Raw genomic sequence first — 22,115 nt, forward strand, 5'->3', positions numbered from 1 at the left:
CGGGGCGTTCGCCGTGCCGTTCCGCCGTCACCGCGGCGGCGCGCCGAGGACAGGTACAACCCGGGGCGGCCCGGGGGAGGAGCCCGCTGCATGTGGGATGAGGCGTTTCCCAGCTTTCTGATCGGGCTACGCGAAGGCCTGGAAGCGGGCCTGATCGTGTCGATCCTGGTCGCCACTCTGGTGCGGGCCGGTCAGAAGGGGCGACTGCCCCAGGTGTGGACGGGCGTCGCGGCGGCCGTCGCGCTCAGCCTCAGCTTCGGCGCGGTGCTCACCTTCACCGCCGCCAACCTCTCCGGCCACGCCCAGGAGGCGTTCGGCGGGGTGCTGAGCCTGATCGCGGTCGGCTTCGTCACCGCGATGGTGTTCTGGATGCGCCGCTCGGCGCGCACCCTCTCCGCCGACCTGAAGGAGAAGGTCCAGGCCTCGCTGGCGATGGGCGCCGGCGCGCTGGTGCTCACCAGCTTCCTCGCGGTCGCCCGCGAGGGCTTGGAGACCTCGCTCTTCCTGTGGACCAACGTCCGCACCGCCGGGGAGTCCACCGGCCCGCTGATCGGCGCCGCCGTCGGTCTGCTGCTCTCCACCGGCCTGTGCTGGGGCCTGTACCGCCGGGCGCTGAAGATGAACCTCACCCGGTTCTTCACCGTCACCGGCGTCGGCCTGATCATCGTCGCGGCGGGCGTGCTCGGCTACGGCCTGCGCGACCTGCAGGAGTCCGGCCTGGTCGGCGGCGCCGGCAGCTACGCCTTCGACCTGAGCGGCCACCTGGACGCCTCCTCCTGGTACGCCACGCTGGTCCAGGGCACCCTCAACCTCACCGTCACCATGACGGTCCTCCAGGTCGTCGGCTACATCGCATATCTGAGCATCGTGATGACCCTGTTCATCGAGGGCGTCCGCGGCGGCAAGGCGACCCCGGCCCCGGCGGCCGCCGAGACGACCGCGAGTGCCGAGGCCAAGGCGGACGCGGAGCAGACGGAGACGGACGCGAAGCAGACCGAGCCGGTGCGCGCGGGCCGTCCGCGCTGGGTGGTGCCCACCGCGCTGGTCGCCGTCCCGGTCGTGGTGGCCGGCATCGTGATCGCCGCCGGCGACGGCAAGCAGGACAGCACCGCCACCGTCTCGGTCTCCGAGCAGGAGTGCGGCAAGGGCTTCGCCGACCCGCAGCCGGGCCAGCAGGTGTTCCAGATGCACAACACCGGCGACAAGGTCTCCGAGGTCTACCTGGTCAACCCGGGCACCGGCGCCGTCTACGGCGAGATCGAGGGCCTGGCCCCCGGCACCACCCGCGCGCTGACCGCCACCATCGGCTCCGGCGACTACGCCTGGCGCTGCGTGCCCACCGGCGGGAAGACCGTCACCTCCGCCGCCGTCCACGTCAGCGGCGGCGCCGAGGTCAAGGCCGTCAAGCCGGTCACCGAGGACGACCTCAAGGCCCCGCTGGACAGCTACAAGGACTACGTCGTCAAGGGCCTCGCGACCCTGATGACGCAGACCCAGAAGATCCAGACCGACGTGCACGCCGGCGACCTCAACGCCGCCAAGGCCGACTGGCTCACCGCCCACCTGCAGTACGCCTCGCTCGGCGCCGCCTACGGCACCTTCGCCGACCTCGACAAGAAGATCGACGGCCGCGCCGACGGCTTCGCCGACAAGGCCGGGGACAAGGACTTCACCGGCTTCCTTCGCCTGGAGTACGGCCTCTGGCACGGCCAGTCCGCCACCGACCTGACGCCGGTCGCCGACGAGCTCGCCCAGAACGTCGCCAAGCTGGTGCACGACTTCCCCACCCAGGACTTCGACCCGGGTGACCTGCCGCTGCGCGCCCACGAGATCCTGGAGAACACCCTGCAGTTCGAGCTGACCGGCGACACCGACATGGGCAGCGGCACCAACCTGGCCACCGCCCAGGCCAACCTGGCCGGCACCCAGGAGCTGCTGACCCTGCTGCAGCCGCTGCTCGACGAGCGCGACCCGCAGGTGCTGGTCCGGGTCAACGCCGGGATGAAGCGGGTCGGCGACCTGGTCGCCGCCGCCCGCACCGCCGACGGCTGGACCCCGCTGGACAAGCTGCCCGCCGACAGCCGGCGCCAGCTGAACGGTGCCACCGGCCAGCTACTCGAAGACCTCTCGCCCATCCCCGCACTCCTTGAGATCCGGAAGGCCGCCTGATGACCGACCAGACCGCAGCCACCGGGTCCTGCCCCTTCCCGCACGCCGCCGCGGCCGCCCAGGCCGCCCAGGGCGCCGAGCAGGGCGGCTGCCCGGCCGGACCGGCCCGGCGCAGCTTCGTTCGGGCCGCGCTCGGCGCGAGTGCCGGGGCCGCCGTGCTCGCCGGCGGGGGCTTCACCCTGGGCGCCGGCCAGGCCGTCGCCGGGGACAGCCACCAGTCGAAGACCGGGGCCGTCCCGTTCCACGGCGACCACCAGGCCGGCATCACCACCCCGGCCCCGGGCTACGCCGCCTTCATCTCCTGCCAGGTGATCGCCCAGGACCGCAAGGGCCTGGAGGACCTGTTCAAGACCCTGACCGAGCGGATCCGCTTCCTCACCGCCGGCGGCACCCCGCCGGACCTCGGCGTCGGCGCGCCGCCGTCCGACAGCGGCATCCTCGGCCCGACGGTGCCCACCGACAACCTGACCGTCACGGTCGGCGTCGGCGCCTCGCTGTTCGACGACCGCTACGGGCTGGCCAAGGCCAAGCCGGTCAAGCTGACGCCGATGAAGACCTTCCCCAACGACAACCTGCAGGCCGCCGAACTGCACGGCGACCTCTCGCTGCAGATCTGCGCGGACCGGCAGGACACCGTGCTGCACGCGCTGCGCGACATCACCCGGCACACCCGCGGCGCGCTGCAGATCCTCTGGCGGATCGACGGCTTCCAGAACCAGTCCCGCCCGGACGGCGCCCAGCGCAACCTGCTCGGCTTCAAGGACGGCATCGTCAACCCGGACACCACCTCCTCCCGGGAGATGGACCGGCTGATCTGGGTCACCGACGGGATGGGCGAGCCCGCCTGGGCGACCGGCGGCAGCTACCAGGTGATCCGGATCATCCGGATGCTGATCGAGTTCTGGGACCGCGTCACGCTCACCGAGCAGGAGAAGATGTTCGGCCGCCGCCGCGACACCGGCGCGCCGCTGGACGGCCACCAGGAGACCGACGCGCCGGACTACGGCAAGGACCCGGACGGCAAGGCGATACCGCTCAACGCGCACATCCGCCTCGCCAACCCGCGCACCGCCGACACCGACACCTCGCGCATCCTGCGCCGCGGCTTCAACTACGACCGGGGCATCGACAGGGCCGGCAACCTGGACATGGGCCTGGTGTTCTGCTGCTACCAGCAGGACGTGGTGCGGCAGTTCGAGGCCACCCAGACCCGGCTGATCGACGAGCCGCTGGTGGACTACATATCGCCGACCGGTGGCGGGTACTTCTTCGTCCTGCCGGGCGTGAAGGACGATGCCGACTGGCTCGGGCGGGGGCTGCTGGCCGCCGTCTGATCCCGACGTCGCTGAGGGTGTGTCCGACGGTTCCCGCCGGGCGCGAACGGTCGGACACACCCCGGGGCCCGGTGCTCCAACGCACCGGGCCCGTTCGCGTGGTCAGCCGCCCATGGTGAAGCCGATCACCGCGCCGCCGCCCTCGCGGTTGGCGGCGAAGGCGGTGCCGCCGTGCGACTGTGCCACCTCGGCCACGATGGCCAGGCCCAGGCCCGAACCGGGTAGGCTGCGCGCGGCGGTGGCCCGGTAGAAGCGGTCGAAGACCCGGTCGAGGTCGGCCGCGTCGATCCCCGGGCCCCGGTCGCGCACCTCGACCCGCGGGCCGCACACCACCAGCTCGATCGGGGACGTCCCGGCCGGGTCGAACTTGGCGGCGTTGTCCAGCAGATTGCCCACCGCGCGGGCCAGCGCGTCCGGGCGGGCGGTGACGGTGGTGTCGTCCGCGTCCACGGTGATCTCCCGGTCGCTGCGCCGCCGCGCCTGCACGGCGGCCGCATGGGCCAGCTCCGCCAGCACCACCTCGACCGGTTCCTCGTCCGCCTTGCGGTCCGCGGCGAGCGCCACCAGCTCCTCCACCAGCAGGGTCAACTCCCGTGCCTCCTCGGCCAGATCGGCCATCAGTGCGGCTCGTTCCGGGGGCGGCAGCCGGTCCATGGCGGGCAACACCGAGAGGTTGGTGCGCAGGCTGGTCAGCGGGGTGCGCAGCTCGTGCCCGGCGTCCTGGACCAGTCGGCGCTGGTTCTCCTTGGCGGTGGCGAGCCGGACCAGCATCCGGTCGAAGGCGCGGCCGAGCCGGCCCACCTCGTCCGTCCCGGCGGCGGGCACCGGGACGTCCAGCCGGCCGCTGGCGGCGACCAGTTCGGCCGCGTCGGTGAGCCGGACCAGCCGGCCGCTGATCCGCCGGGCGAGCAGCCAGCCGGCCGCCCCGGCGATCAGCACGACGGCGGCCACCACGGCCACCATCTGCTTTCGCAGCTTCTCCAACAGCTCCTCGATGTCGCCGAGTTGCTGCACGATCTGGACCGCGCCCCGGCCGCCGCCGAGCGAGACCACGCCCACCCGGCAGGTGTTGCCGCCGAGGTGGCGGACGTCGGTCAGCGTCCGGGCGGGGGCCTCGGCGCGGGCGAGTTCGCGGTCGGCGGCCGTGGTCGGGAGGTCGAGGTGAGCGGTGCTCGAGAGGACGGTCCCGTCGGCGTTCAGTGCCCGAGCGGTGACCCGGATCGGGTGCAGCAGCTGCTCGCTCAGCCCGCTCGGACCGTTGAAGTCCCCCGGGTTCAGCCTCTCGCGCTCGACCTGGCCGCTCACCGCCCGGACGGCCGAGGTGAAGTCGTCCGTCTCGTCGTCGCGGATCAGGTGGGCGGCGGCGCGGTAGCCGAGGGTGCCGATCACCACCGCGACCAGGGCGGCCATCGCGGCGAAGGCCAGCGCCAGGGTGGTGCGCAGGCCCGGGCGCGGCAGGCGGGGGCGCGGGCGCGCGGGGCCGGTCACGGCTCGCGCAGCGTGTAGCCGACGCCGCGGACGGTGTGGATCAGCGGGGTGAGGCCGGGGCGGTCGAGCTTGCGGCGGAGGTAGCCGATGAACACCGCGAGGTTCTTGGAGCCGGGGCCGAAGTCGTAGCCCCAGATCCGCTCGTACAGAGTGGTCTGGTCGAGCACGGCGCCGGCGTGCCGGGTCAGCAGCTCCAGCAGGTCGAACTCGGTGCGGGACAGCTCCAGCTCCTCCCCGGCGCGCCAGGCCCGGCGGGCGGGGGGATCGACCCGGAGGTCGGCCACGGTCAGCACGTCCTCGACGGGACCGGGCGGCTGGCGGCGCAGCAGGGCCCGCAGCCGGGCGAACAGCTCGTCCACGTCGAAGGGCTTGACCAGGTAGTCGTCGGCCCCGGCGTCCAGTCCGGCGATCCGGTCCGGGACCTCGACCCGGGCGGTGAGCATCAGCACCGGGGTGCGGTCGCCGGCCGCGCGCAGTCGGCGGCAGACCTCCAGGCCGTCGGGTTCGGGCATCATCACGTCGAGTACCAGGACGTCCGGGCGCTGCTCGGCGAGGACGGCGAGGGTCTGGGTACCGTCCGCCGCTATCCGCACCCGGTAGCCCTCCAGCGTCAGGGCGCGGGTGAGCGAGTCGCGGATGGCGCGGTCGTCCTCGGCGATCAGCACGGTGTGGGTCATGGGGAGATTCTCCCTGGCGTGCTCACGGCAGTTGCGGGCGGGGCGCGGGGTTCTTCGGCCGACGGCTTTCCTGTGCTGCTTCGTGGGCGTACGGTGGCCACACGGTGGCGCGCCGCCGGGTGGGCCGCCGGGTCCGTGTCGGCACGCCCTGCCGGAGGCCGCGATGGCAGACCGGATGGCCTTCCTCACCACCCCGCGAGCGGAGCGGGCGCGGCGGGATGCGCGGGAGCGGCTGGGGGACTGGCGGGAGGTGTACCGCCCGGGGGCGCTGCTGCCGGTGGTGGGCGGACAGGCGGAGCGGTGCATGGACTGCGGGCTGCCGTTCTGCCACGCCGCCTGTCCGCTGGGGAACCTGGTGCCGGAGTGGAACCGGCTGGTGGCCGAGGATGACTGGCGGGCGGCGGCCGCGCGGCTGCTGGCGACCAACAACTTCCCGGAGTTCACCGGGCGGCTCTGTCCGGCGCCGTGCGAGAGCGCCTGCGTGCTGGCGATCGACGGGGCCGCGGTGGCGATCAAGAACGTCGAGCTGGCGATCGCCGACCGGGCCTGGGGGCAGGGCTGGGACCGCCCGCAGCCGCCCGAGCGGCGGGGCCCGGAGCGGCGGGTCGCGGTGGTCGGTTCAGGGCCGGCCGGGCTGGCCGCCGCCCAGCAGCTGACCCGGGCCGGGCACGCGACCACGGTGTACGAGCGGGCCGACCGCCCGGGTGGCCTGCTGCGCTACGGGATACCGCCGTTCCGGCTGGAGAAGCACCGATTGGAGCGGCGGCTCGACCAGCTGCGGGCCGAGGGCACGGTCTTCCGCACCGGGGTGCGGGTGGGGCAGGACGTCACCGGTGAGCAGCTGCGGGCCGGGTACGACGCGGTGGTGGTCGCGGTGGGTGCCGCGGCCTGCCGGGAGCTGGCGGTGCCCGGGCGCGGGATGCCCGGGGTGCACCCGGCGATGGAGTACCTGACCTGGGCGAACCGGGTGGACGAGGGGGACTGCGCGGCCTCGCCGCTGTCCGCGCGGGGGCGGCAGGTGGTGATCGTCGGCGGCGGGGACACCGCGGCCGACTGCCTGGGGACGGCGCTGCGCCAGCGCGCGGCCGCGGTCACCCAGCTGGACATCAACCCGCGCCCGCCGGAGCGCCGCGCGGCCGGGCAGCCCTGGCCGGTCCACCCCAAGGTGTACCGGGAGACCACCTCGCACGAGGAGTCGGAATCGGGTGCCCGGGTGTTTGCGGCGGCCACGGTCGGCTTCGAGCCGGGGCCGGACGGACGGCTGGCGGGCGTGCGCTTCGCCGAGGCCGAGCCGGGCGACCGCAGCGCCCGGGCGGGCACCGAGCGGATCCTTCCGGCGCAGCTCGCGCTGCTCGCGCTGGGCTTCACCGGGCCGGAGCCGGACCAGCCGCTGTTCGCCCAACTCGGGCTGGCCGTCGGGCCGGACGGCGCGCTGGAGCGGGACGACGGGTTCGGCACGGGTGTCGACGGCGTGTTCGTCGCGGGGGACGCCGGGCGCGGCCAGTCGCTGATCGTCTGGGCGATCGCCGAGGGACGGGCGACGGCCGCGGCGGTGGACCGCTATCTGCGCGGTCGTACCGAACTCCCGTCGCCGATCAGCGCCTCGGCGCGGGCGCTCACGCTTTGAGGGCGCCGGCGCCGGACGGTATTCTGACCGGCTTTCCGATCAGCCGAGGCCGAGGACGGAGAGCGCGGTGGTCCAGTCCGTGGCGATGGCCTGCTGGGCGGGCACCAGGTCCACCTGGTGGTTGCAGACGGCGCGGTAGAGCTTGTACTCCACGGTGTCCTTGTCGGTGGAGGACTGGCTGCTCGAGCCGGTGGCGTAGCGCGGCTCCGGCCACAGGTTGTTCGGGTCGGTGGGGTTGCCGCCGAGGGACAGCGGGATGAAGTGGTCCTCCTCGTAGTCCGCCGTGTTGGTGTCGTCGTAGCCGTACTGGGCGATCTGCTGGACCTTCAGGCGGTTGGTGTACGTGCTGGAGGGGCGGATCGAGGTGCTGTAGCCCGGGACGCAGATGGTGGAGTCGATGGTGTCCTGGGTGACGTCCGGGTTGGTGGCGCCGGGGGTGCAGGCCGGGTCGGGCAGCGGGAGGTAGGCCTGCGAGCAGGTCACGTCCAGGGCGGCGCGGGTGTGCGGGGCGGGGGCGGCGGCGTGCGCGGTGCCGGCGGTGGCGAGGGCGGCCGCGGCGAGCACGACGGTCGCGACGGCGGGGGCGATGCGGTGGGCGCGAAGCATGTGGGGAGCTCCCTGACACAGGCTCGGCACGGGTGTGCCGGGCAGTGTGTCCATGCCACCACCTGTGGGTCTATGCGGGTAGATAGGGAATGGTGAATAGTTGACAAAGCGTCAGTCAACGAGGTCGGGGCAAGTGTTCGCTTGACGCGCCCCCAACAGGTGGGTGTGCGGGTCCTGCCGGCCCCCGGCGTCGGGTTCGACGCCGGGGGCCGGTGTCAGTGGCGCGGCAGGTGGCGGACGAACACGTCCGGGACCTTGTTGGTGTCGCCCTGGACGAGGGTGCCGTCGTCCGCGCTGAACACCACCGTGGCCCCGTGGGCGTCGACGTACGGGGCGAACGAGGCGCCGGCGCTCTGCGCGCCGTCGCCCGCGACGCTGACCCGCTCGGTGCGGCCGGTCCACAGGTCGCGCCGGAAGACGTCGGAGACCCCGTTGGTGTCGCCCGGCACCAGGTTGGCGGCCGTGGAGTCGAAGTACACCCAGCGGTCGTCCGCGGTCATCAGGCCGTTGTAGGAGTCCCCGGTGGTCTTCGTCCCGGGCAGGCCGACGCTGACCAGGGTCTCGGTGCCCTCCTCCAGGTCGCGGACGTACACCTCGAAGTGCCGCTCCCACCAGTTGTCGCCGTGCTGGACCCAGGTCGAGTAGGTCGCGTACCGGCCGTCCGGGCTGAGCGAGGGGGAGTCCGCCCCGCGCCAGCCGCCCTTCTCGTCCGCGCTGGCCATGGTGGTCTCCTCGGCGCGCAGGTCGCGGACGTACACCGGGTAGAGGTGCGGCTTGAGGATCCCCGGGCGGTGGTCGGTCGTGAAGGCGTCGCGGACGAACTGCTCGTCTGACTCCTGGGCGGCGTCGGCGGTGAGCTTGGCGGCGGCGTCCGGGGAGAGGGCCCCGGGCTTGCCCGGGCTGGTGATGTTGGTCGCCTTGGAGATGAAGGCGACGCTCCCGCCGTCGGCGCTGATCACGGGGGCGGCGGAGGAGCCGTTCGCCTCCTTGCCGTCCGCGCCGACGCTGACCAGGCGGTTCTCTCCGGTCCACAGGTCATGGACGTAGATGTTGGCACCCTGCCAGGTGACCGTGTCCGGGGCCAGGTCGGTGCGGTTGGACTGGAAGGCGAGGTAGCGGCCGTCCCAGCTGAGCGAGGGGTGGCCCGAGACCTTGTCGGGCTGCGGCTTGCCCGGCCCCTCACCGACGGAGACCAGGGTGGTCTCGCCGGTCCAGCGGTCGTGGACGTAGACGTCGTCGAAGCCGAGGTCGGCGCCGGGCACCAGGTTGGTGGCGTCGGAGCTGAAGGCGACGTAGCGGCCGTTGCCGCTGATGGTGGCCTCGAAGGAGGCCCCGTTGGCCTGGGCGCCGTGCGGGCCGGTGTTGACCCGCTCGGTGCTGCCGGTCCGCAGGTCGCGGACGAAGACGTCGGACTTGCCGTTGGTGTCGCCGGGCACCAGGTTGGTGGCGTTCGAGGTGAAGACGGCGTACCGGCCGTCGGCGCTCAGACCGGCGGCGAGTGAGGCGCCGTCGGGCTGCGCCTGGCCGAGGCCGACGGACACCCGCTCGGTGTCGGACTTCCGGTGCGGGTCCGCCTGGGCGGCCTGTGTGGTGGTGAGCGCCAGTGCGGCGGCCGCGCCGAGTGTGCAGGCGACGCGCGGTAGGCGCCGCGACGGGCGGGTGGTGGTGCGTGTGCGGGTCATCTGGTCCCTCCCCTGGGAACGGCCGACCGCGTCGACGGCGACGCCCGGTGGCGTCGAGGACTGGTGGCGTCGAGGACTGGTGGCGTCGAGGACTGGTGGCGTCGAACTCCCCGGCGGTCGGCTCGGGGTGAGCCAACCGCCGGGCGGTGCGGATGGTCAACGGCGGTGGGTCGGGAGGGGCGCATTCGCGTCAGGCGGCTGGTCGGCCGGATCGGGCGCGGGCGGCCTTCGCGGTCCGGGCTGGGGTGACGGGACGGAGGGGGCGGAGGGGCGGGGCTGGTCGGCGGGGTGCGGTGCCCGGGGGAGGGCGTGCCGGATCGCCGCCCTGGTGGACGTCGACCGTGCCGCCCGGTGCGGCACCCGCGATCCGCGCCGACTCGGCGGGTCGGTCGCGCGGCGCCGCTTCCTGCTCCCGGCGGGCTGCACCGGCGGTCACGTGCTGGGCTCCGGGGTCGACTGGTGCGCGGGCTGGTGCTGCGGGTGCCGCCGGTGCTCGCGCTGGTCGTAGCGCCAGAGCGCGGGGAGCGCGGCCGACAGGACGGCGCCGCTGCCCAGGCAGAGCAGGCCGCCGGTGCGCAGCGCGGCCCGGATGCTCTGGCGGGCGGCGAGGCCGGCCCGCAGGTCGCCCAGGGCGGGCCCGGCGGAGCCGATCAGCATCTCCAGACCGGCGGCGCGGCCTCGGAGTTCGTCCGGAATGGACTGGTTCCAGATGGCGCTGCGGAAGGTGTCGCCGATCCAGTGGCCGCCGCCCGCGACGATCAGGCAGAGCAGTACGGCCCACAGGCCCGGGGCGAAGGCGGCCGCGGCGGTGGCCGCGCCGACCAGGGAGGCGGAGAGCAGGACCAGCCGCCCGTGTCGGTGCACCCGCTCGGTCCAGCCGCCGGTGGCGGCCGCGATCAGGCTGCCGGCCGCGGAGGCCGAGTAGAGTAGGCCGAGCGCCCAGACCGCGTCCAACTCCTCGGCCAGGAACGGGAACAGTGCGGTGGGCAGGGCGAAGACGGTGGCCGCAAGGTCGGCCAGGTAGGTGCCGATCAGGTCGGGCCGCCGTGCCGCGTAGCGGGCGCCCTCGGTGAACTCGCGCAGCCGGGGCGCCTCGGCGTCGCGCTCCGAGGGGATCGGCCGGACCTGGGCGAGCAGGGCGATCGACAGCAGGAACGTGGCGAGGTCGACCAGGTAGGCCGCCGGGACCCCGGCGGTCGCGATCAGCAGCCCGGCGAGGGCCGGCCCGGCCACCCCGCCGATGCTCCAGCGCAGCGAGAGCAGCGCCCCGGCCGCCACCAGCTGATCGTGCGGCACCAGTCGGGGGATCATCGCCTCGACCGAGGGCTGCTGCAGGCCCTGGATGGCCGCCGCCAGTCCGGCGGCGAGGTAGAGCGGCCAGACGGCGGGTGTGCCGAGCAGCGCGTTGGCCAGCAGCAGGGCGCTGAGCGCGGCCAGCGCGACCTCGGTGACCAGGGCGACGGTGCGGCGGTCGGCGCGGTCGGCGAGCACGCCGCCGTAGAGGCCGAACAGGATGGTGGGCGCGAGTTCGACCGCGCCGACCGCGCCCACGGCGAGCGGGGAGTCGGTGAGGTGGGCGATCTGCAGCGGGATCGCGGTCATGGTGAAGATCGAGCCGAGCAGGGTGACCGTGCCGGAGGTCCAGGTCAGCCGGAAGTCCCGGGAGGACCGCCAGGGGGCGGTGTTCGGCAGCAGTCGGGACCAGCAGCGGTCCGTTCCTGAGGTCATGAGGGGGTTGGTCCCTTCGTGGCCGTCGTTCTCGTGACGGCGTCCTTGGTGATGGCACGCGGACCTGTCGCCGAGTGTGATCGCCAGGTCCTTATCACTGATAAAGTCCGGCTCGGAACTTAGCGGCGATAAGGTGGGTCTCGCAAGCGGATAGCCGGGAGGCCGATCGGATGGCACTGCAACGCGACGAGGTGGTGCGCACCGCGCTGCGCGTCCTCAACGAGGAGGGCATCGACGGGCTCAGCACCCGGCGGCTCGCCCGGGAGCTCGGCGTGCAGTCACCGGCGCTGTACTGGCACTTCAAGAACAAGCGGGAACTGCTCGACCTGATGGCGGAGGCGATGCTCGCCGAGGCGCTCCCGCCCGACCGTGAGCCGGACCCGGAGCACTGGCCCGAGTGGATCGCCGCCGACGCCCGGGCCAAGCGCAACGCCCTGCTCGCCTACCGTGACGGCGCCCGGGTGCACGCCGGCACCCTGCCCACCGAAGACGAACTTCCGGCGGTCGAGGCCCAGTTGAGCGCCCTGTGCCGGGCCGGACTGCGCCCGCGCACCGCGCTGCGGCTGCTGCTGACCGTCGACCGGTACATCATGGGCTGGGTCACCGAGGAGCAGGCCTGGCGGCAGGACGCCGCAGAGCGCGCCCGGCCGCCCTTCCCGGACGAGGCGCTGCGCGAACTGCCGCTGCTGAGCGAGGCGGTGGACGTACTGCGGATGACCGACCACGACGCCGACTTCGAGTACGGGCTGCGGGTGCTGGTCGAGGGGTTCCGGGCCGAGATCGCGCGTGAGGCGTCGGGTGAGCCTGGGGGTGCGGGCGCGCCTGGGGATGTGAGCGCGGGCGCGGGTTCTCGTGAGGATGTGACCGGCGCCGGGCATCGGCTAGCGTGAGCGCCATGACCACCCTTGACCCCCGTACCACCGCCCTGGTCCTGATCGACCTGATGGATCGGATCGTCGCCAACCCGCTCGCGCCGCACACCGGTTCGCAGGTGGTGGCGGCCTCGCTGGAGCTCGCCAAGGCCTTCCGCGCCGCCGGTGCCCCCGTCGTCGCGGTGCGCGTCGAACGGCCGGGCGTGGCCGAGCAGCCGCCCGGCAGCGAGCTGCCGGCCGAGGTCGAGGCGGCGGCCGACGAGGTCGTGGTGAAGCGCACCATCGGCGCCTTCCAAGGCACCGGGCTGCACGAACTGCTCCAGGCGCGCGGCGTGGAGACGCTGGTGTTCACCGGGATCGCCACCAACCTCGGCGTGGAGTCGAGCGCCCGCGCGGCCGCCGACCACGGGTACCGGCTGGTGTTCGTCGAGGACGCGATGACCGGGCTGACGGAGGCGGAGCACCGGGCCTCGGTGGAGCTCGACTTCCCGCGGCTGGGCGAGGTCCTGGCGGCCGCCGACCTGCGGCTGGGCTAAGGCGCGGCTGCGGGCGGCCTGTGGCCGGGGCAGGGCCGGCCCCTCGCGGCCCAGGCTCACCCCAACAGGCGCAGCCGAGTCGTGGAGACGCCCAGGCGCACGCTCTGACCCCAGACGAGTTCCAAGGCGTCCGCCTCGATCCCGTCGCCGAAGGCGACCAGATGTTCGGACTCGACGGTGAGCACCAACTGACGCCCGGCCTCCAGCACGCCGTGCACACGGCTGGTGCCGGTACCGGGGGAAGGCCACGCCTCGCGGACGAACCAGGCCAGTGCCGGTGCGCCCGGGTCGGGCAGGGGGACGGGGCCGCCGCGCTCCAGCCAGGCCGAGCGGCACCAGCCGGTGGCGCCCGTACCGGTACCGATCAGGACACCCGAGGAGGCCTGGGCCTCCGCTGATCCGACGCCGTCGGGTGCGCCGTCCACCCCCAGGCGGTAGCGCGCCGTCTGGTGGCCGGGCTGCCCGACATACACCTCGTTCAGCGCGAGCAGCCGCTGGCCGTCGTCCGCGACGGCCTCGACCATCGTGCGCTCCTCCAGCTGCCCGTCGCCGTGCGCCACCGCCCGCAGCAACGGGGGCAGGGCGTCCACGCGGTGACGCACCAGCACACCGGGGTCGCGGCCGGGGTCGGCATCCACGCCGATCACCGGCTGACCGTCCAGGTACTTGGCGACGTTGGCCACCAACCCGTCCTGGCCGACCACGGCCACCACGTCCCCGGGCTCGAAGAGGAAACGCGGGAGGTCCGCCCGCTCGACCCGGCTGCGCCGCCAGTCCAAGGGGACGGCGGCCGCCGCCTCGGCGAGCGCCGTCGTCTGCCGACGGTGGCGCTGCTCGACCTCCGCCGCCGAGCGGCCCCGGGAGGAGAGGAAGAACGCGACCTGCCCGGGGGTGCCGTGACGGCACACCAACTCCTCGTACTCGGTGCGCCGGTGCACCAGCACCACCCGCGGAGCGATGGTCACCGCTGCGCTCCGGGGGTGCCGGGGGTGGCGGGGGTGCCGAGGCGGGCCAGCAGACCGGTGAGCACATCCGGGGTGAGGGTCACGCTGTCGATCCGCGGCAGGTGCTCCGCCAGTCGCATCAGTGCCAGTGCCCGCAGCACCGCCGGATCGGCCTGCTGGTGGGCCGCCAGCCAGGCGGCCTCCGCCGCCGCCCGGGCGTCACCGAGCTCGCGGGCGGCCTGGGCCTCGGCGGCGGTCAGCCGGGTGCGGCGCTGCGCCTCGGCCTCGGTGGCGACCCGGTCGGCGGCGGCCTCCTCCTTCGCCTGGAGTCGGCGGTTGGCGCCCTGTTGGGCGAGCAACTGCTCCTCGCGGCGGGCGAGTTCGATGCGGTTGGCGAGCTCGTTCTCGGCGATGCCGCGTTCGTGCTCGACGGCCACCGCACGACGCTCGAAGGTCGCCCGGTCGGCCTCCTGCTGTACCAACTCGCGGGCGGGGGTGCGCAGTGCCCGCTCGACTTCCGGTTCGGGCCGCAGCGCCACGACCCGGACGGCGATCACGGCGAGCCCGGTTTCGGCGATCCGCGGCTCGTTGGTGAGGCCGTCGGCCATCCGCTCACGCACCGTTCTCACCCCGTCCGCGAGGGCGGTGGCGAGCGGGGTGCGGGCGAGCAGGCCGAGGGCGTGCTGCTGGGCGGTCTCGGTGAGCAGGGTGGCGAGCTGGTCGAGCGGGGCCGCGCGCCAGCTCCCGGTGCCGGGGTCGATTCCGAAGTCGACCCTGGTGGCGGCAGTGGCCGGGTCGGTGATCCGGTAGGTCAGCGTCGCCTGGACGGTGAGGTCCTGGAAGTCCGAGGTGCGGGCGTGGAAGAGCATGGCGAGTTCCCGGTCGTCCACCGGTACCTCGGAGATCGCCGCGGTCAGCGGCCGGAACCGGAAGGCCAGCCCGGCCCCGTCGTGGGCGACCCGGCCCCGCCGCAGGTGGCGGATGTGCGCGGTGGGAACGGCGCACAGGTGGTGCAGCCCGAATCGCCTGGTGATGTCGGCCATCGGAAACCCCTTTTCGTCATGTCGACGATATTGGGGCATCCTCATTCTCGTCAAGGTGACGAAAATGAGGGCGGCGGGGGCGGGCCGCGGTCCCGGCGCGGGGGCAGCTGAATCGCCGTCAAGGCGATTCGGTGTCTCGGGAGGGGCGGTGGTGAAAGCGGCCTCAACTGATGTCATGTCACACGGGCGGTGAACCTCCCCGATCACAGCGCCAGCCCGGTACTTCGCAGGTCGCTGATTCAGTTCGCCGTCGTCGCCCGCCGTGGCGGTTTGCAGGACTGCCGAGCAGGATGAACCCCGGTCTGGCGGTGACGTCACGGCCGACGATCGGAAGGCGGATGCTGCCCAGTGCCTGGCCACCGACTGGTCGCAGGGCGTCAGTGCAGTGCAGTCTCGCCCGAGTGGACGGCGCGGATGGCGCGTTCGACGGTTTCCTGGTTCTCACCGACCGGAGCCACGTAGCCGATGACGTCGCGCGCGGTGTCCTCCCCGAGCACCCGGCTGATGACCCAGGTGGCGAGGTACTGGGACGCCAGGCAACCGCCCGCCGTGGCGATGTTCCCCTCGGCATGGAACGGTGCGTCCAGCACGTGACGCCGCAGGCTTCGACGAAGGGCCGGCTCTTGATGTCCGTGCAAGCGGGCATGCCCTTCAGCAACCCGAGCCGGGCGAGCACCAGCGCGCCCGAGCACTGCGCGCCGATCAGGTGTCGCGAAGGGTCGAGCAGCAGCCTGGAGATCAGCCGGTCGTCAGCGACCACGTCTCACGTCTTCACTCCGCTGCCGATCAGCACGATGTCGGCCTCGGTCACGAACTCAGATGCCCCCAGTCTCCCTGGCGCGCCGCCCCGGGGCGAGATCCGATCAGCGGCGGGTGGCATGCCTGCCGCTGCGGGTGACGTCCCCGGGGCTCGGTTCAGGGCGATCACGATCGTGCTCGCCCTCGTACCTCATCGACTGTTTCTGGTCCAGGTTCTCGCACGTCGCTGTGGCGGTCCTGGTAGTGGTCCAGTCCGACCTGGCCTTTCGCCGTCTGGAAGCGTTCCTTGACGCACCATCTGGTCCCGGCGACCCGCACCAGCTCGGACAGCGGCACTCGTCTCGGCACCCAGCGCAGGTGGAAGGCGAGTTCGCCTGAGGTCGAGTTGCGGCGGATCGGCGGGTGCCGATGGTCGTCAGTACCGATCTCGATCCAGGCCCAGTCGTAGGAGCGCGGCCCCTTGGCACCGCGTCCGGCGCCGTGGAACGCGGCTCCACCCGCTTGAACCGGCCCGCGATCCGGGCCACGGCCTGGTCGGACGTCGCCCGCCAGCGGACGACGTCCATGCTGCGACGCAAGAGCGCGGAGTCACGCCGGAGTGCTAACGGAGGTACTGCTCGATCACGTCGGCGCCGCGTGTGACTCCACCACTTCGCAGGATGGCTTGGCGCATTCCTGCAAGGTTGACGCGTACCGCCGGGTCTGAGGCAACCCTGTCGATCGCCGCCCGTAGTGCTTCGGCGCTCACCATGTCGGCGTCCAGGCTTTCACCGAGCCCGAGCTCCCCCAGGCGCCCGGCGTTGGCAACCTGCTCGGGTGTCTGCGGGACGGCGACGAGACCGACCCCGTAATGCAGCGCCTCCATGACGGAGTTCATGCCGGCATGCGAGACGAAGGCGGTGGCATGGCGCAGTACCGCCAGTTGCGGGAACCGCGACCGGACGTCCACCCGGCTCGGGACGGCGCCCAGTACGGCGGCGTTCGTGTCGTCCACGGTCATCGCCAACTGCCACGGTCCGTCGGCGACGGCGGCTATGCAGGCGCGGTAGAACTCCGGGTGACCGTTGAAGACGGTGCCCAGTGAGACATACAGCAGTGGTGCGTCGGGGTCGGGAGGAGACCATTGCTCGGCCTGCTCGCGCCTGCCCATCGAGGGCCCGATGAAGTGAAAACGTTCGTCGAAGCTGTCAGCGGCCGGCTGGAACTCCCGCGGGACGCACACGAGGTTGAGCCCGTCCGCCATCGTCATGGTGTCGGCGACACCGAGGGGGACGCCGTACTCGGTGGAGAAGGCCGCACAGTCGGCGGCGAGCAGGGCCATCGCTGGATCGTCGGCGTCGAGCCCTGCGGTCAACTGCCGGTCCAGTGAGTACGTCTCGTTCGAGGCGAGGTGAGGGAAGCACTGCACGGCGGGGATGCCCAGTCTCCTGGCGATGATCCGGGCAGGCCAGTTCGTCGTGTCGTAACAGATCGCGTCTACCGGCTCCGAGGCACAGTACTTCTGCAACACCGGGTAGGTCGCACTCATTGCCGCGAAGTAGTGGCGCAACCAGCCGGCTACGGCCTCTGGGTTGACGTTTGACGGTGGCGTGAACGGCTTCAGCGGCGGTAGTTCCAACCAGTGTGCGCCAGCGCCGGTGACCGCGGCGGCGTGGCTTGCTCCGGTGGCATAGTCCACCTGGTGCCCACGCCGTACGAGTTCCTCGACCAACGGCAACATCGGGTTGATGTGTCCGTGTCCGGCTAGGGTCATGAAGAGTAACTTCTTCAGCACGGGGACACCATGGCAGCACCAGCGCCGTAACGCCATCGAGATTCGCGATTCGCCACAGCCATTGGCGGCGGCCGCTCCTCCTCACTCTCGATCAGATAGGTCATGAAGTCGCACTGGCGTATTAGCTGCGTTCCAGGTTCAGGGCGTCGCGCAGTCGTCCGTCCGAGGACGTGAGCAGTCGGGCGGCGGTGGGCGCGTCCACGTCGGCGAGCAGGACCAGGATCGCGTCCTTGGTCCGGCCGTCGGTTGCCGTCAGGGCCTGACGGACCGCATCCTGGTCGGCGCCGGTGGCCTCGGCGACGATCCGTCGGGCGCGCTCGCGCAGCTTGGCGTTGGTGGCCCGGAGGTCGACCATCAGATTTCCGTACGTCCGGCCGAGGCGGACCATCACGGCGGTGGACAGCAGGTTGAGCACCAGCTTCTGCGCCGTTCCCGCCTTCAGTCGGGTGGACCCGGCCAGCACCTCGGGGCCGACCTCCACCTCGATTCCCAGCTCGGCTGCGGTCACCAGCACCGAGCCCCGGTTGCAGGCCAGCCCGACGGTCAGCGCCCCGGCCGCCCGAGCGGCGCGGACCGCCGCCAGCGGGTAGGGCGTACGGCCCGAGGCGGAGACGCCGACCAGGGTGTCGACCGGGGCCAGACCGAGTGCGGTCACGTCGGCCTCGGCGAGGTCGGTACGGTCCTCGGCGCCCTCCGCGGCCTCCGTCACGGCCGTCCGGCCGCCCGCGATCAGCCCGATGACCAGGGCCGGATCGGTGCCGAAGGTGGGCGGGCACTCGGCGGCGTCCAGTACCCCGAGCCGCCCGGCCGTCCCCGCCCCGGCGTAGACCAGCCGTCCGCCGCGCGCCATCCGGGCGGCCACGGCGTCCACCACGGCGGCGATCCGCGTCAACTCCCCGGCGACGGCGGTGGGGACGGTCCGGTCCTCGGCGTTCATCAGGCGGAGCAGGTCGAGGGTGGACAGCTGGTCGATCCCGGCCCACTCGGGGCGGACCGTCTCGGTCGGGGGCACGGCGTCGGGTTTCATGCGGCGAGCGTCCCCAGGTGCGCGCGGCCTCAACCCGGGCCAGCGTGGATGGAGGAGGTGGTGGCGATGACGCTCGGCGTCCCGGAGCTGCTCGCCCGGTACGGCCGCACCTATGCGGAGGAAGCCGGGATCACCTTGCGCGACGAGCCCTCGCCGCTGTACCGGCTGCTGGTGCTGACCGTGCTCTGCTCGGTGCGGATCAGTGCCGGAACGGCCACGGCGGCGGCGCGGGAGCTTTCGGCCGCCGGCCTGCGGACGCCCGTGGCGATGCTCGGTGCCCGGCGGCGCACGCTGATCGAGGCTCTCGGCCGGGCCCACTACGTGCGGTACGACGAGAGCACCGCCACGGCACTGGGGAGGGGTGCGGAACTGCTGCTCGACCGCTGGCACGGGGACCTCCGGCGGCTCCACGAGGAAGCCGGGGGCGAGACCGGGCGGATCGGCGAGCTGCTACGGGAGTTCCCGCGGATCGGGCCGGTCGGGTCCGAGATCTTCCGGCGCGAGGTCCAGGCGGTCTGGCCCTCCCTGCGGCCGTACTTCGACGAACGAGCGCTGGGGGAGGCACAGGCGCTCGGCCTGCCGGGGAGCCCGGAGAGCCTGGCGGCGCTGGTCGCACCGGAGGCACTGGCCCGGTTGGCGGCGGCGCTGACGCGGGCGGGCCTGGCGCATGTCGGGGCTGCGGGCGCCTGACCGAGCCTCCGTCGGGTCACCCGCCAGGCCACCCGTCAGAGGCATCTGTCAGGCCGTCCGTCAGGCCATCCAGAAGAACACCGCCGTCATCCGGCGGTCCGCCAGCTCGTCGCCGTAGTAGCTCGTGGCGCTGTGGATCAGGTTGGCGTGGTAGAGGAGCAGCTGGTTGTAGCGGTTGGGAACGCGGACGTCCTCGGTGAAGTGGTCGGCGGGCACATGGCGGGTGCCGAGCGCCTCGACCAGATTGTTGTGCGGGGCGTTGACCAGGTTCCCGCCGAGGCGGCCGCCGGGGAACTGCTGGCGGTAGAAGCTGGTGCCGGCGTCCTTGGGAGCGTCCGGGCTCAGGTAGAGCACGGCGGCGTAGCGGCAGAGCGCGCGGGAGTCGGTGTGTGGGCGGGACTCCGACTCCCCGGCGCCGACGACCTGGACGCAGTTGTGGTTGAGCGTGCCACCGCCCGGGGTGCTCTGCACCCACAGCCGGGAGGCTCCGGTGGCCTTGCGGACCCGTCCCTCGACCCGCGCCAGCTCGTCGGGCTCCAGGCCCGGCATGGTGCGCACGCCTGGCCAGGCCTCGGGGCGGTACGGGTAGCCCTCGGTCCAGTCGCCGCGGGCCAGGACGCGCTCACGGACGGCGTCCGGGTCGGGTAGGACGTTGTCCAGGACCCAGTAGTCCCGGCCGCGAGTGGGCTTGCGGTAAGGCAGGACCGGCAGGGCGGTGGGCCTGATGGGCTGTGAGGGCATGGGCCGACCATAGGGGCGGGGGCCGTCAACTTTCTGCCGTGAACAAGTCAACATTTCGTCAAGTGCGCTGTTGACGTGGGGGCTTCATCGCCGCGTCGCGACCCAGGGGGCGGGGCCGGTGGGCGGCGCGGGGGCGGCCTGGTCCGCACGGACGGCGTAGCTGCCGAGGGCGCCCTCCAGTCGGTCGAAGGCGCGGGCGGCCCAGGGGTGTACGGCGGCGGCGATGGCGGCGTGCTCCTCGCCGGCCAGGGTGCGGCGGAACACCTCGGTGAACACCGCCCGGTCGACGGCGGCGAGCAGGGCGGCGGCGACCCGGCTCTCGAAGTCGACGGGTATCGCGTGCACGGCCTCGGCCAGTGCCTCGGCGAGCGCGGTCTCGCCCTGTTCGTTCAGCTCGCGCAGCCGGGCGCCCAGGGCCGGGCTCTCGGAGACCGTGCGTGCGAAGTCCTGGCCGGAGAAGCCGAGCCGCGGGTCGTGCCGGTCGAGCGCGGCCAGGCAGTCTCGGCGCAGCGCGGAGAGGGCGGACTCGCCGGGGGCGCGCCCGGCGACGGTGTGGGCGAGTCGGAGGACGAGCTCCTCGTGCAGGTCGAAGAAGAGGTCCTCCTTGCGCGGGAAGTGGTTGGTGACGGTCATCTTGGCGACGCCCGCGGCGGTCGCGACCTCGGCGATGGTCGTCCGGTCGAAGCCCTGCTCGATGAAGAGCCTGGTCGCGGCGTGCGAGATCGCCTCGCGGGTGCGGCGCTTGTTGAGCTCGCGCAGGTTCGGCGTGGTCCCGGTGTCGGTCATGGCAGGAGCCTAGCGCAGGTCGCTGGGTCGAGCACAGGAATTATGCTTGACCTAATCACTGGGTCCATCCTAAGTTCTTCCCGTCGGCCGGAGCGGTCGACGGAGGGGCGACTCAGGGGAGGGCTCATGACCACATCGGTCACGGCGAAGGGCAGGACGAAGGGCGCGGCGGAGGGCGGGCGCGGGGCGGCTCCGGCGCAGCGGCCGGAGCCGCTGCCGCCGGGCCTGTTGAAGATGGGCGCGGTGCTCGCGCTGGGCCCGATCCTGGCCCTGCTGGACACCACGATCGTCAACGTCGGCATCGACTCCGTCGCCCGTGATCTGCACAGCTCGATGGCGTCGGTCCAATGGGTGGCCACGGGGTACCTGCTGGCGATATCGCTGACCATGCCGCTCTCCGGCTGGGCCGCCGGCCGGTTCGGCGCCCGGCGGGCCTGGCTCGGCTCGGTCATCCTGTTCGTGCTGGGATCCGCGCTGTGCGGCCTGGCCTGGTCGACGGTCAGCCTGATCGCCTTCCGGGTCCTGCAGGGCATCGGCGGCGCGATGATCCAGCCACTGGGGCAGGCGATCATGGTGCAGGCGGCCGGGCGGTCCCGGCTCGCGCGGGTGATGGGCACCATGCTGCTCCCGATCAGCCTGGCCCCGGTCCTCGGACCGATCCTCGGCGGGCTGGTGCTTGAACACCTGGACTGGCGCTGGATGTTCCTGCTGAACGTGCCCGTCGGGCTGCTCACCCTGCTGCTGGCGGCCCGGTGGCTCCCGGCCGAGGCTCCGTCCGAACGTCCGAAGCCCCGGCTGGACGTCACCGGTCTGGTGCTGCTGTCGCCGGGTCTGACGGCGCTGGTCTACGGGCTCTCCACGATCGGCGGGGGCGGTGCGGTCGGCCCGGTGGCGGTCGCGGTGGGTGCGGTGCTGCTGGTGGCCTACGGCCGGCACGCGCTGCGGGTGGGGCGTCACGGAGTCCGGGTGCCGCTGATCGACCTGAGGCTCTTCGTTCGGCGCGGCTTCGCGGTGGCGACGGCGAACAGCTTCCTGCAGGGCGCCGCACTGTACAGCTCGATGTTCCTGGTCCCGCTCTACTACCAGCAGGTCGAGCACGCCGGGGCGGTGGAGGCCGGGCTGCTGCTCGCGCCGCAGGCACTCGGTACGGCGGTCACCTCGCTGCTGGCCGGCCGAATCGCCGACCGCCTCGCGCCGCGCCCGCTGATCCTGCTCGGCATCGGCTGCTCACTGCTCGGCACTCTGGCCTTCACCCAACTGGGCGCGGGCTCCGGCCCGGCCGACTGGCTGCTCGTCGGCTCGCTGGCCCTGCGCGGGGCGGGTATGGGGATCATCCTGATCCCCGGTATGGCGGCGGTGTACGGGAGCGTTGACAAGGCCCAGGTGCCGGCAGCCGCCGGTGCGGTCAACGTGCTCAACCGGCTGGGTGGGGCGCTCGGTACGGCGGTGCTGACGCTGGCCCTCCAGCGGGCGCAGGCCGGGCACCCCGGCCACCCGGGTGCGGCCTTCGGTGCGACCTTCTGGTGGGTGCTGGCCCTGTCGGCGCTCGCTATCGCACCGGCCCTGCTCTACCCGGGCGCCGCCCGTAAGGCAGACTGACCGGCCGTCGGCCAATGATCATCCACCAGTTCC

At 73.0% G+C, this 22,115-nt stretch carries 18 protein-coding genes and 1 pseudogene; 7 read left to right on the plus strand and 12 right to left on the minus strand.

The window, feature by feature from the left end; genetic code table 11:
- Positions 1–90: 90 nt before the first annotated feature.
- Together efeU and efeB are read left to right on the plus strand one after the other, a co-directional pair.
- Positions 91–2,169, plus strand: a complete 2,079-nt coding sequence (gene efeU / locus ACH4E7_RS12060; protein ID WP_396248925.1) for an iron uptake transporter permease EfeU — start codon at positions 91–93, stop codon at positions 2,167–2,169.
- The gene (efeB, locus tag ACH4E7_RS12065) at positions 2,169–3,503 is read left to right on the plus strand and encodes an iron uptake transporter deferrochelatase/peroxidase subunit (RefSeq protein ID WP_396248927.1); all 1,335 of its coding nucleotides are present in this window, start codon (positions 2,169–2,171) and stop codon (positions 3,501–3,503) included. Before efeU ends, efeB begins: the two co-directional genes overlap by 1 nt.
- A 102-nt stretch (positions 3,504–3,605) precedes the next feature.
- Here efeB and ACH4E7_RS12070 read toward each other — a convergent pair whose 3' ends face one another.
- Together ACH4E7_RS12070 and ACH4E7_RS12075 are read right to left on the minus strand one after the other, a co-directional pair.
- Positions 3,606–4,991, minus strand: a complete 1,386-nt coding sequence (locus ACH4E7_RS12070) for a sensor histidine kinase (RefSeq protein WP_396248928.1) — start codon at positions 4,989–4,991, stop codon at positions 3,606–3,608.
- Positions 4,988–5,668, minus strand: coding sequence for a response regulator transcription factor (locus ACH4E7_RS12075; RefSeq protein ID WP_396248929.1), 681 nt, complete (start codon positions 5,666–5,668; stop codon positions 4,988–4,990). Before ACH4E7_RS12075 ends, ACH4E7_RS12070 begins: the two co-directional genes overlap by 4 nt.
- 163 nt (positions 5,669–5,831) lie before the next feature.
- Between ACH4E7_RS12075 and ACH4E7_RS12080 the strand changes: the two genes are divergently transcribed.
- Complete coding sequence (locus ACH4E7_RS12080) at positions 5,832–7,295, plus strand: glutamate synthase subunit beta (RefSeq protein ID WP_396248930.1); 1,464 nt, start codon at positions 5,832–5,834, stop codon at positions 7,293–7,295.
- Positions 7,296–7,334: 39 nt separating this feature from the next.
- On the opposite strand, the gene ACH4E7_RS12085 is transcribed toward ACH4E7_RS12080, so the two are convergent.
- From ACH4E7_RS12085 to ACH4E7_RS12095, 3 genes are all read right to left on the minus strand, one after another.
- Positions 7,335–7,901 (minus strand): hypothetical protein, encoded by a 567-nt coding sequence (locus ACH4E7_RS12085; protein ID WP_396248931.1) that lies wholly within the window; start codon positions 7,899–7,901, stop codon positions 7,335–7,337.
- Between the two features lie 215 nt (positions 7,902–8,116).
- Positions 8,117–9,583 (minus strand): hypothetical protein, encoded by a 1,467-nt coding sequence (locus ACH4E7_RS12090; protein ID WP_396248932.1) that lies wholly within the window; start codon positions 9,581–9,583, stop codon positions 8,117–8,119.
- 432 nt (positions 9,584–10,015) lie between these two features.
- Positions 10,016–11,311, minus strand: a complete 1,296-nt coding sequence (locus ACH4E7_RS12095) for an MFS transporter (RefSeq protein ID WP_396248933.1) — start codon at positions 11,309–11,311, stop codon at positions 10,016–10,018.
- Between the two features lie 170 nt (positions 11,312–11,481).
- Between ACH4E7_RS12095 and ACH4E7_RS12100 the strand changes: the two genes are divergently transcribed.
- Complete coding sequence (locus ACH4E7_RS12100) at positions 11,482–12,201, plus strand: TetR/AcrR family transcriptional regulator C-terminal domain-containing protein (protein ID WP_396248934.1); 720 nt, start codon at positions 11,482–11,484, stop codon at positions 12,199–12,201.
- Positions 12,202–12,206: 5 nt separating this feature from the next.
- The gene (locus ACH4E7_RS12105) at positions 12,207–12,719 is read left to right on the plus strand and encodes an isochorismatase family protein (protein WP_396248935.1); all 513 of its coding nucleotides are present in this window, start codon (positions 12,207–12,209) and stop codon (positions 12,717–12,719) included.
- A gap of 56 nt (positions 12,720–12,775) precedes the next feature.
- Here ACH4E7_RS12105 and ACH4E7_RS12110 read toward each other — a convergent pair whose 3' ends face one another.
- The 5 genes and pseudogenes from ACH4E7_RS12110 to murQ form a co-directional block, all read right to left on the minus strand.
- Positions 12,776–13,684, minus strand: coding sequence for a hypothetical protein (locus ACH4E7_RS12110; protein WP_396248936.1), 909 nt, complete (start codon positions 13,682–13,684; stop codon positions 12,776–12,778).
- Complete coding sequence (locus tag ACH4E7_RS12115) at positions 13,681–14,706, minus strand: SPFH domain-containing protein (RefSeq protein ID WP_396248937.1); 1,026 nt, start codon at positions 14,704–14,706, stop codon at positions 13,681–13,683. The genes ACH4E7_RS12110 and ACH4E7_RS12115 overlap by 4 nt, the downstream gene beginning before the upstream one ends.
- A 377-nt stretch (positions 14,707–15,083) precedes the next feature.
- Positions 15,084–15,523 (minus strand): annotated as a pseudogene (locus ACH4E7_RS12120) (AraC family transcriptional regulator); the annotation flags it as partial.
- A 543-nt stretch (positions 15,524–16,066) separates the two neighbouring features.
- A complete protein-coding gene (locus tag ACH4E7_RS12125) occupies positions 16,067–17,239 on the minus strand; it encodes a macrolide family glycosyltransferase (RefSeq protein ID WP_396248938.1) in 1,173 nt (390 codons plus the stop codon).
- Positions 17,240–17,360: 121 nt separating this feature from the next.
- Entirely contained in the window at positions 17,361–18,266 is a 906-nt protein-coding gene (murQ, locus tag ACH4E7_RS12130) for an N-acetylmuramic acid 6-phosphate etherase (protein WP_396248939.1), read from the minus strand.
- A 66-nt stretch (positions 18,267–18,332) separates the two neighbouring features.
- Between murQ and ACH4E7_RS12135 the strand changes: the two genes are divergently transcribed.
- On the plus strand, positions 18,333–18,956 hold the full coding sequence (locus ACH4E7_RS12135; RefSeq protein WP_396248940.1) for an endonuclease: 624 nt from the start codon (positions 18,333–18,335) through the stop codon (positions 18,954–18,956).
- 60 nt (positions 18,957–19,016) lie between these two features.
- On the opposite strand, the gene ACH4E7_RS12140 is transcribed toward ACH4E7_RS12135, so the two are convergent.
- Both ACH4E7_RS12140 and ACH4E7_RS12145 read right to left on the minus strand, forming a co-directional pair.
- Positions 19,017–19,697 (minus strand): DUF6445 family protein, encoded by a 681-nt coding sequence (locus ACH4E7_RS12140; protein ID WP_396248941.1) that lies wholly within the window; start codon positions 19,695–19,697, stop codon positions 19,017–19,019.
- Positions 19,698–19,781: 84 nt separating this feature from the next.
- Complete coding sequence (locus tag ACH4E7_RS12145) at positions 19,782–20,483, minus strand: TetR/AcrR family transcriptional regulator (RefSeq protein ID WP_396248942.1); 702 nt, start codon at positions 20,481–20,483, stop codon at positions 19,782–19,784.
- A 126-nt stretch (positions 20,484–20,609) separates the two neighbouring features.
- Between ACH4E7_RS12145 and ACH4E7_RS12150 the strand changes: the two genes are divergently transcribed.
- Positions 20,610–22,082, plus strand: a complete 1,473-nt coding sequence (locus ACH4E7_RS12150) for an MDR family MFS transporter (protein WP_396248943.1) — start codon at positions 20,610–20,612, stop codon at positions 22,080–22,082.
- The last annotated feature ends 33 nt before the right edge of the window (positions 22,083–22,115 follow it).

This window comes from Kitasatospora sp. NPDC018058, from assembly GCF_044327205.1.
Lineage (GTDB): Bacteria > Actinomycetota > Actinomycetes > Streptomycetales > Streptomycetaceae > Kitasatospora.

What these genes read in the sequence shown, in the direction of transcription:
- ACH4E7_RS12135 (WP_396248940.1), top strand. Translation starts at nt 18,333, where the DNA reads ATGACGCTCGGCGTCCCGGAGCTGCTCGCCCGGTACGGCCGCACCTAT.
- ACH4E7_RS12080 (WP_396248930.1), top strand. Translation starts at nt 5,832, where the DNA reads ATGGCAGACCGGATGGCCTTCCTCACCACCCCGCGAGCGGAGCGGGCG.
- ACH4E7_RS12140 (WP_396248941.1), bottom strand. Translation starts at nt 19,697, where the DNA reads ATGCCCTCACAGCCCATCAGGCCCACCGCCCTGCCGGTCCTGCCTTAC.
- ACH4E7_RS12100 (WP_396248934.1), top strand. Translation starts at nt 11,482, where the DNA reads ATGGCACTGCAACGCGACGAGGTGGTGCGCACCGCGCTGCGCGTCCTC.
- ACH4E7_RS12115 (WP_396248937.1), bottom strand. Translation starts at nt 14,706, where the DNA reads ATGGCCGACATCACCAGGCGATTCGGGCTGCACCACCTGTGCGCCGTT.
- ACH4E7_RS12145 (WP_396248942.1), bottom strand. Translation starts at nt 20,483, where the DNA reads ATGACCGACACCGGGACCACGCCGAACCTGCGCGAGCTCAACAAGCGC.
- efeB (WP_396248927.1), top strand. Translation starts at nt 2,169, where the DNA reads ATGACCGACCAGACCGCAGCCACCGGGTCCTGCCCCTTCCCGCACGCC.
- ACH4E7_RS12150 (WP_396248943.1), top strand. Translation starts at nt 20,610, where the DNA reads ATGACCACATCGGTCACGGCGAAGGGCAGGACGAAGGGCGCGGCGGAG.
- ACH4E7_RS12095 (WP_396248933.1), bottom strand. Translation starts at nt 11,311, where the DNA reads ATGACCTCAGGAACGGACCGCTGCTGGTCCCGACTGCTGCCGAACACC.
- efeU (WP_396248925.1), top strand. Translation starts at nt 91, where the DNA reads ATGTGGGATGAGGCGTTTCCCAGCTTTCTGATCGGGCTACGCGAAGGC.
- ACH4E7_RS12085 (WP_396248931.1), bottom strand. Translation starts at nt 7,901, where the DNA reads ATGCTTCGCGCCCACCGCATCGCCCCCGCCGTCGCGACCGTCGTGCTC.
- murQ (WP_396248939.1), bottom strand. Translation starts at nt 18,266, where the DNA reads ATGAAACCCGACGCCGTGCCCCCGACCGAGACGGTCCGCCCCGAGTGG.
- ACH4E7_RS12090 (WP_396248932.1), bottom strand. Translation starts at nt 9,583, where the DNA reads ATGACCCGCACACGCACCACCACCCGCCCGTCGCGGCGCCTACCGCGC.
- ACH4E7_RS12075 (WP_396248929.1), bottom strand. Translation starts at nt 5,668, where the DNA reads ATGACCCACACCGTGCTGATCGCCGAGGACGACCGCGCCATCCGCGAC.
- ACH4E7_RS12105 (WP_396248935.1), top strand. Translation starts at nt 12,207, where the DNA reads ATGACCACCCTTGACCCCCGTACCACCGCCCTGGTCCTGATCGACCTG.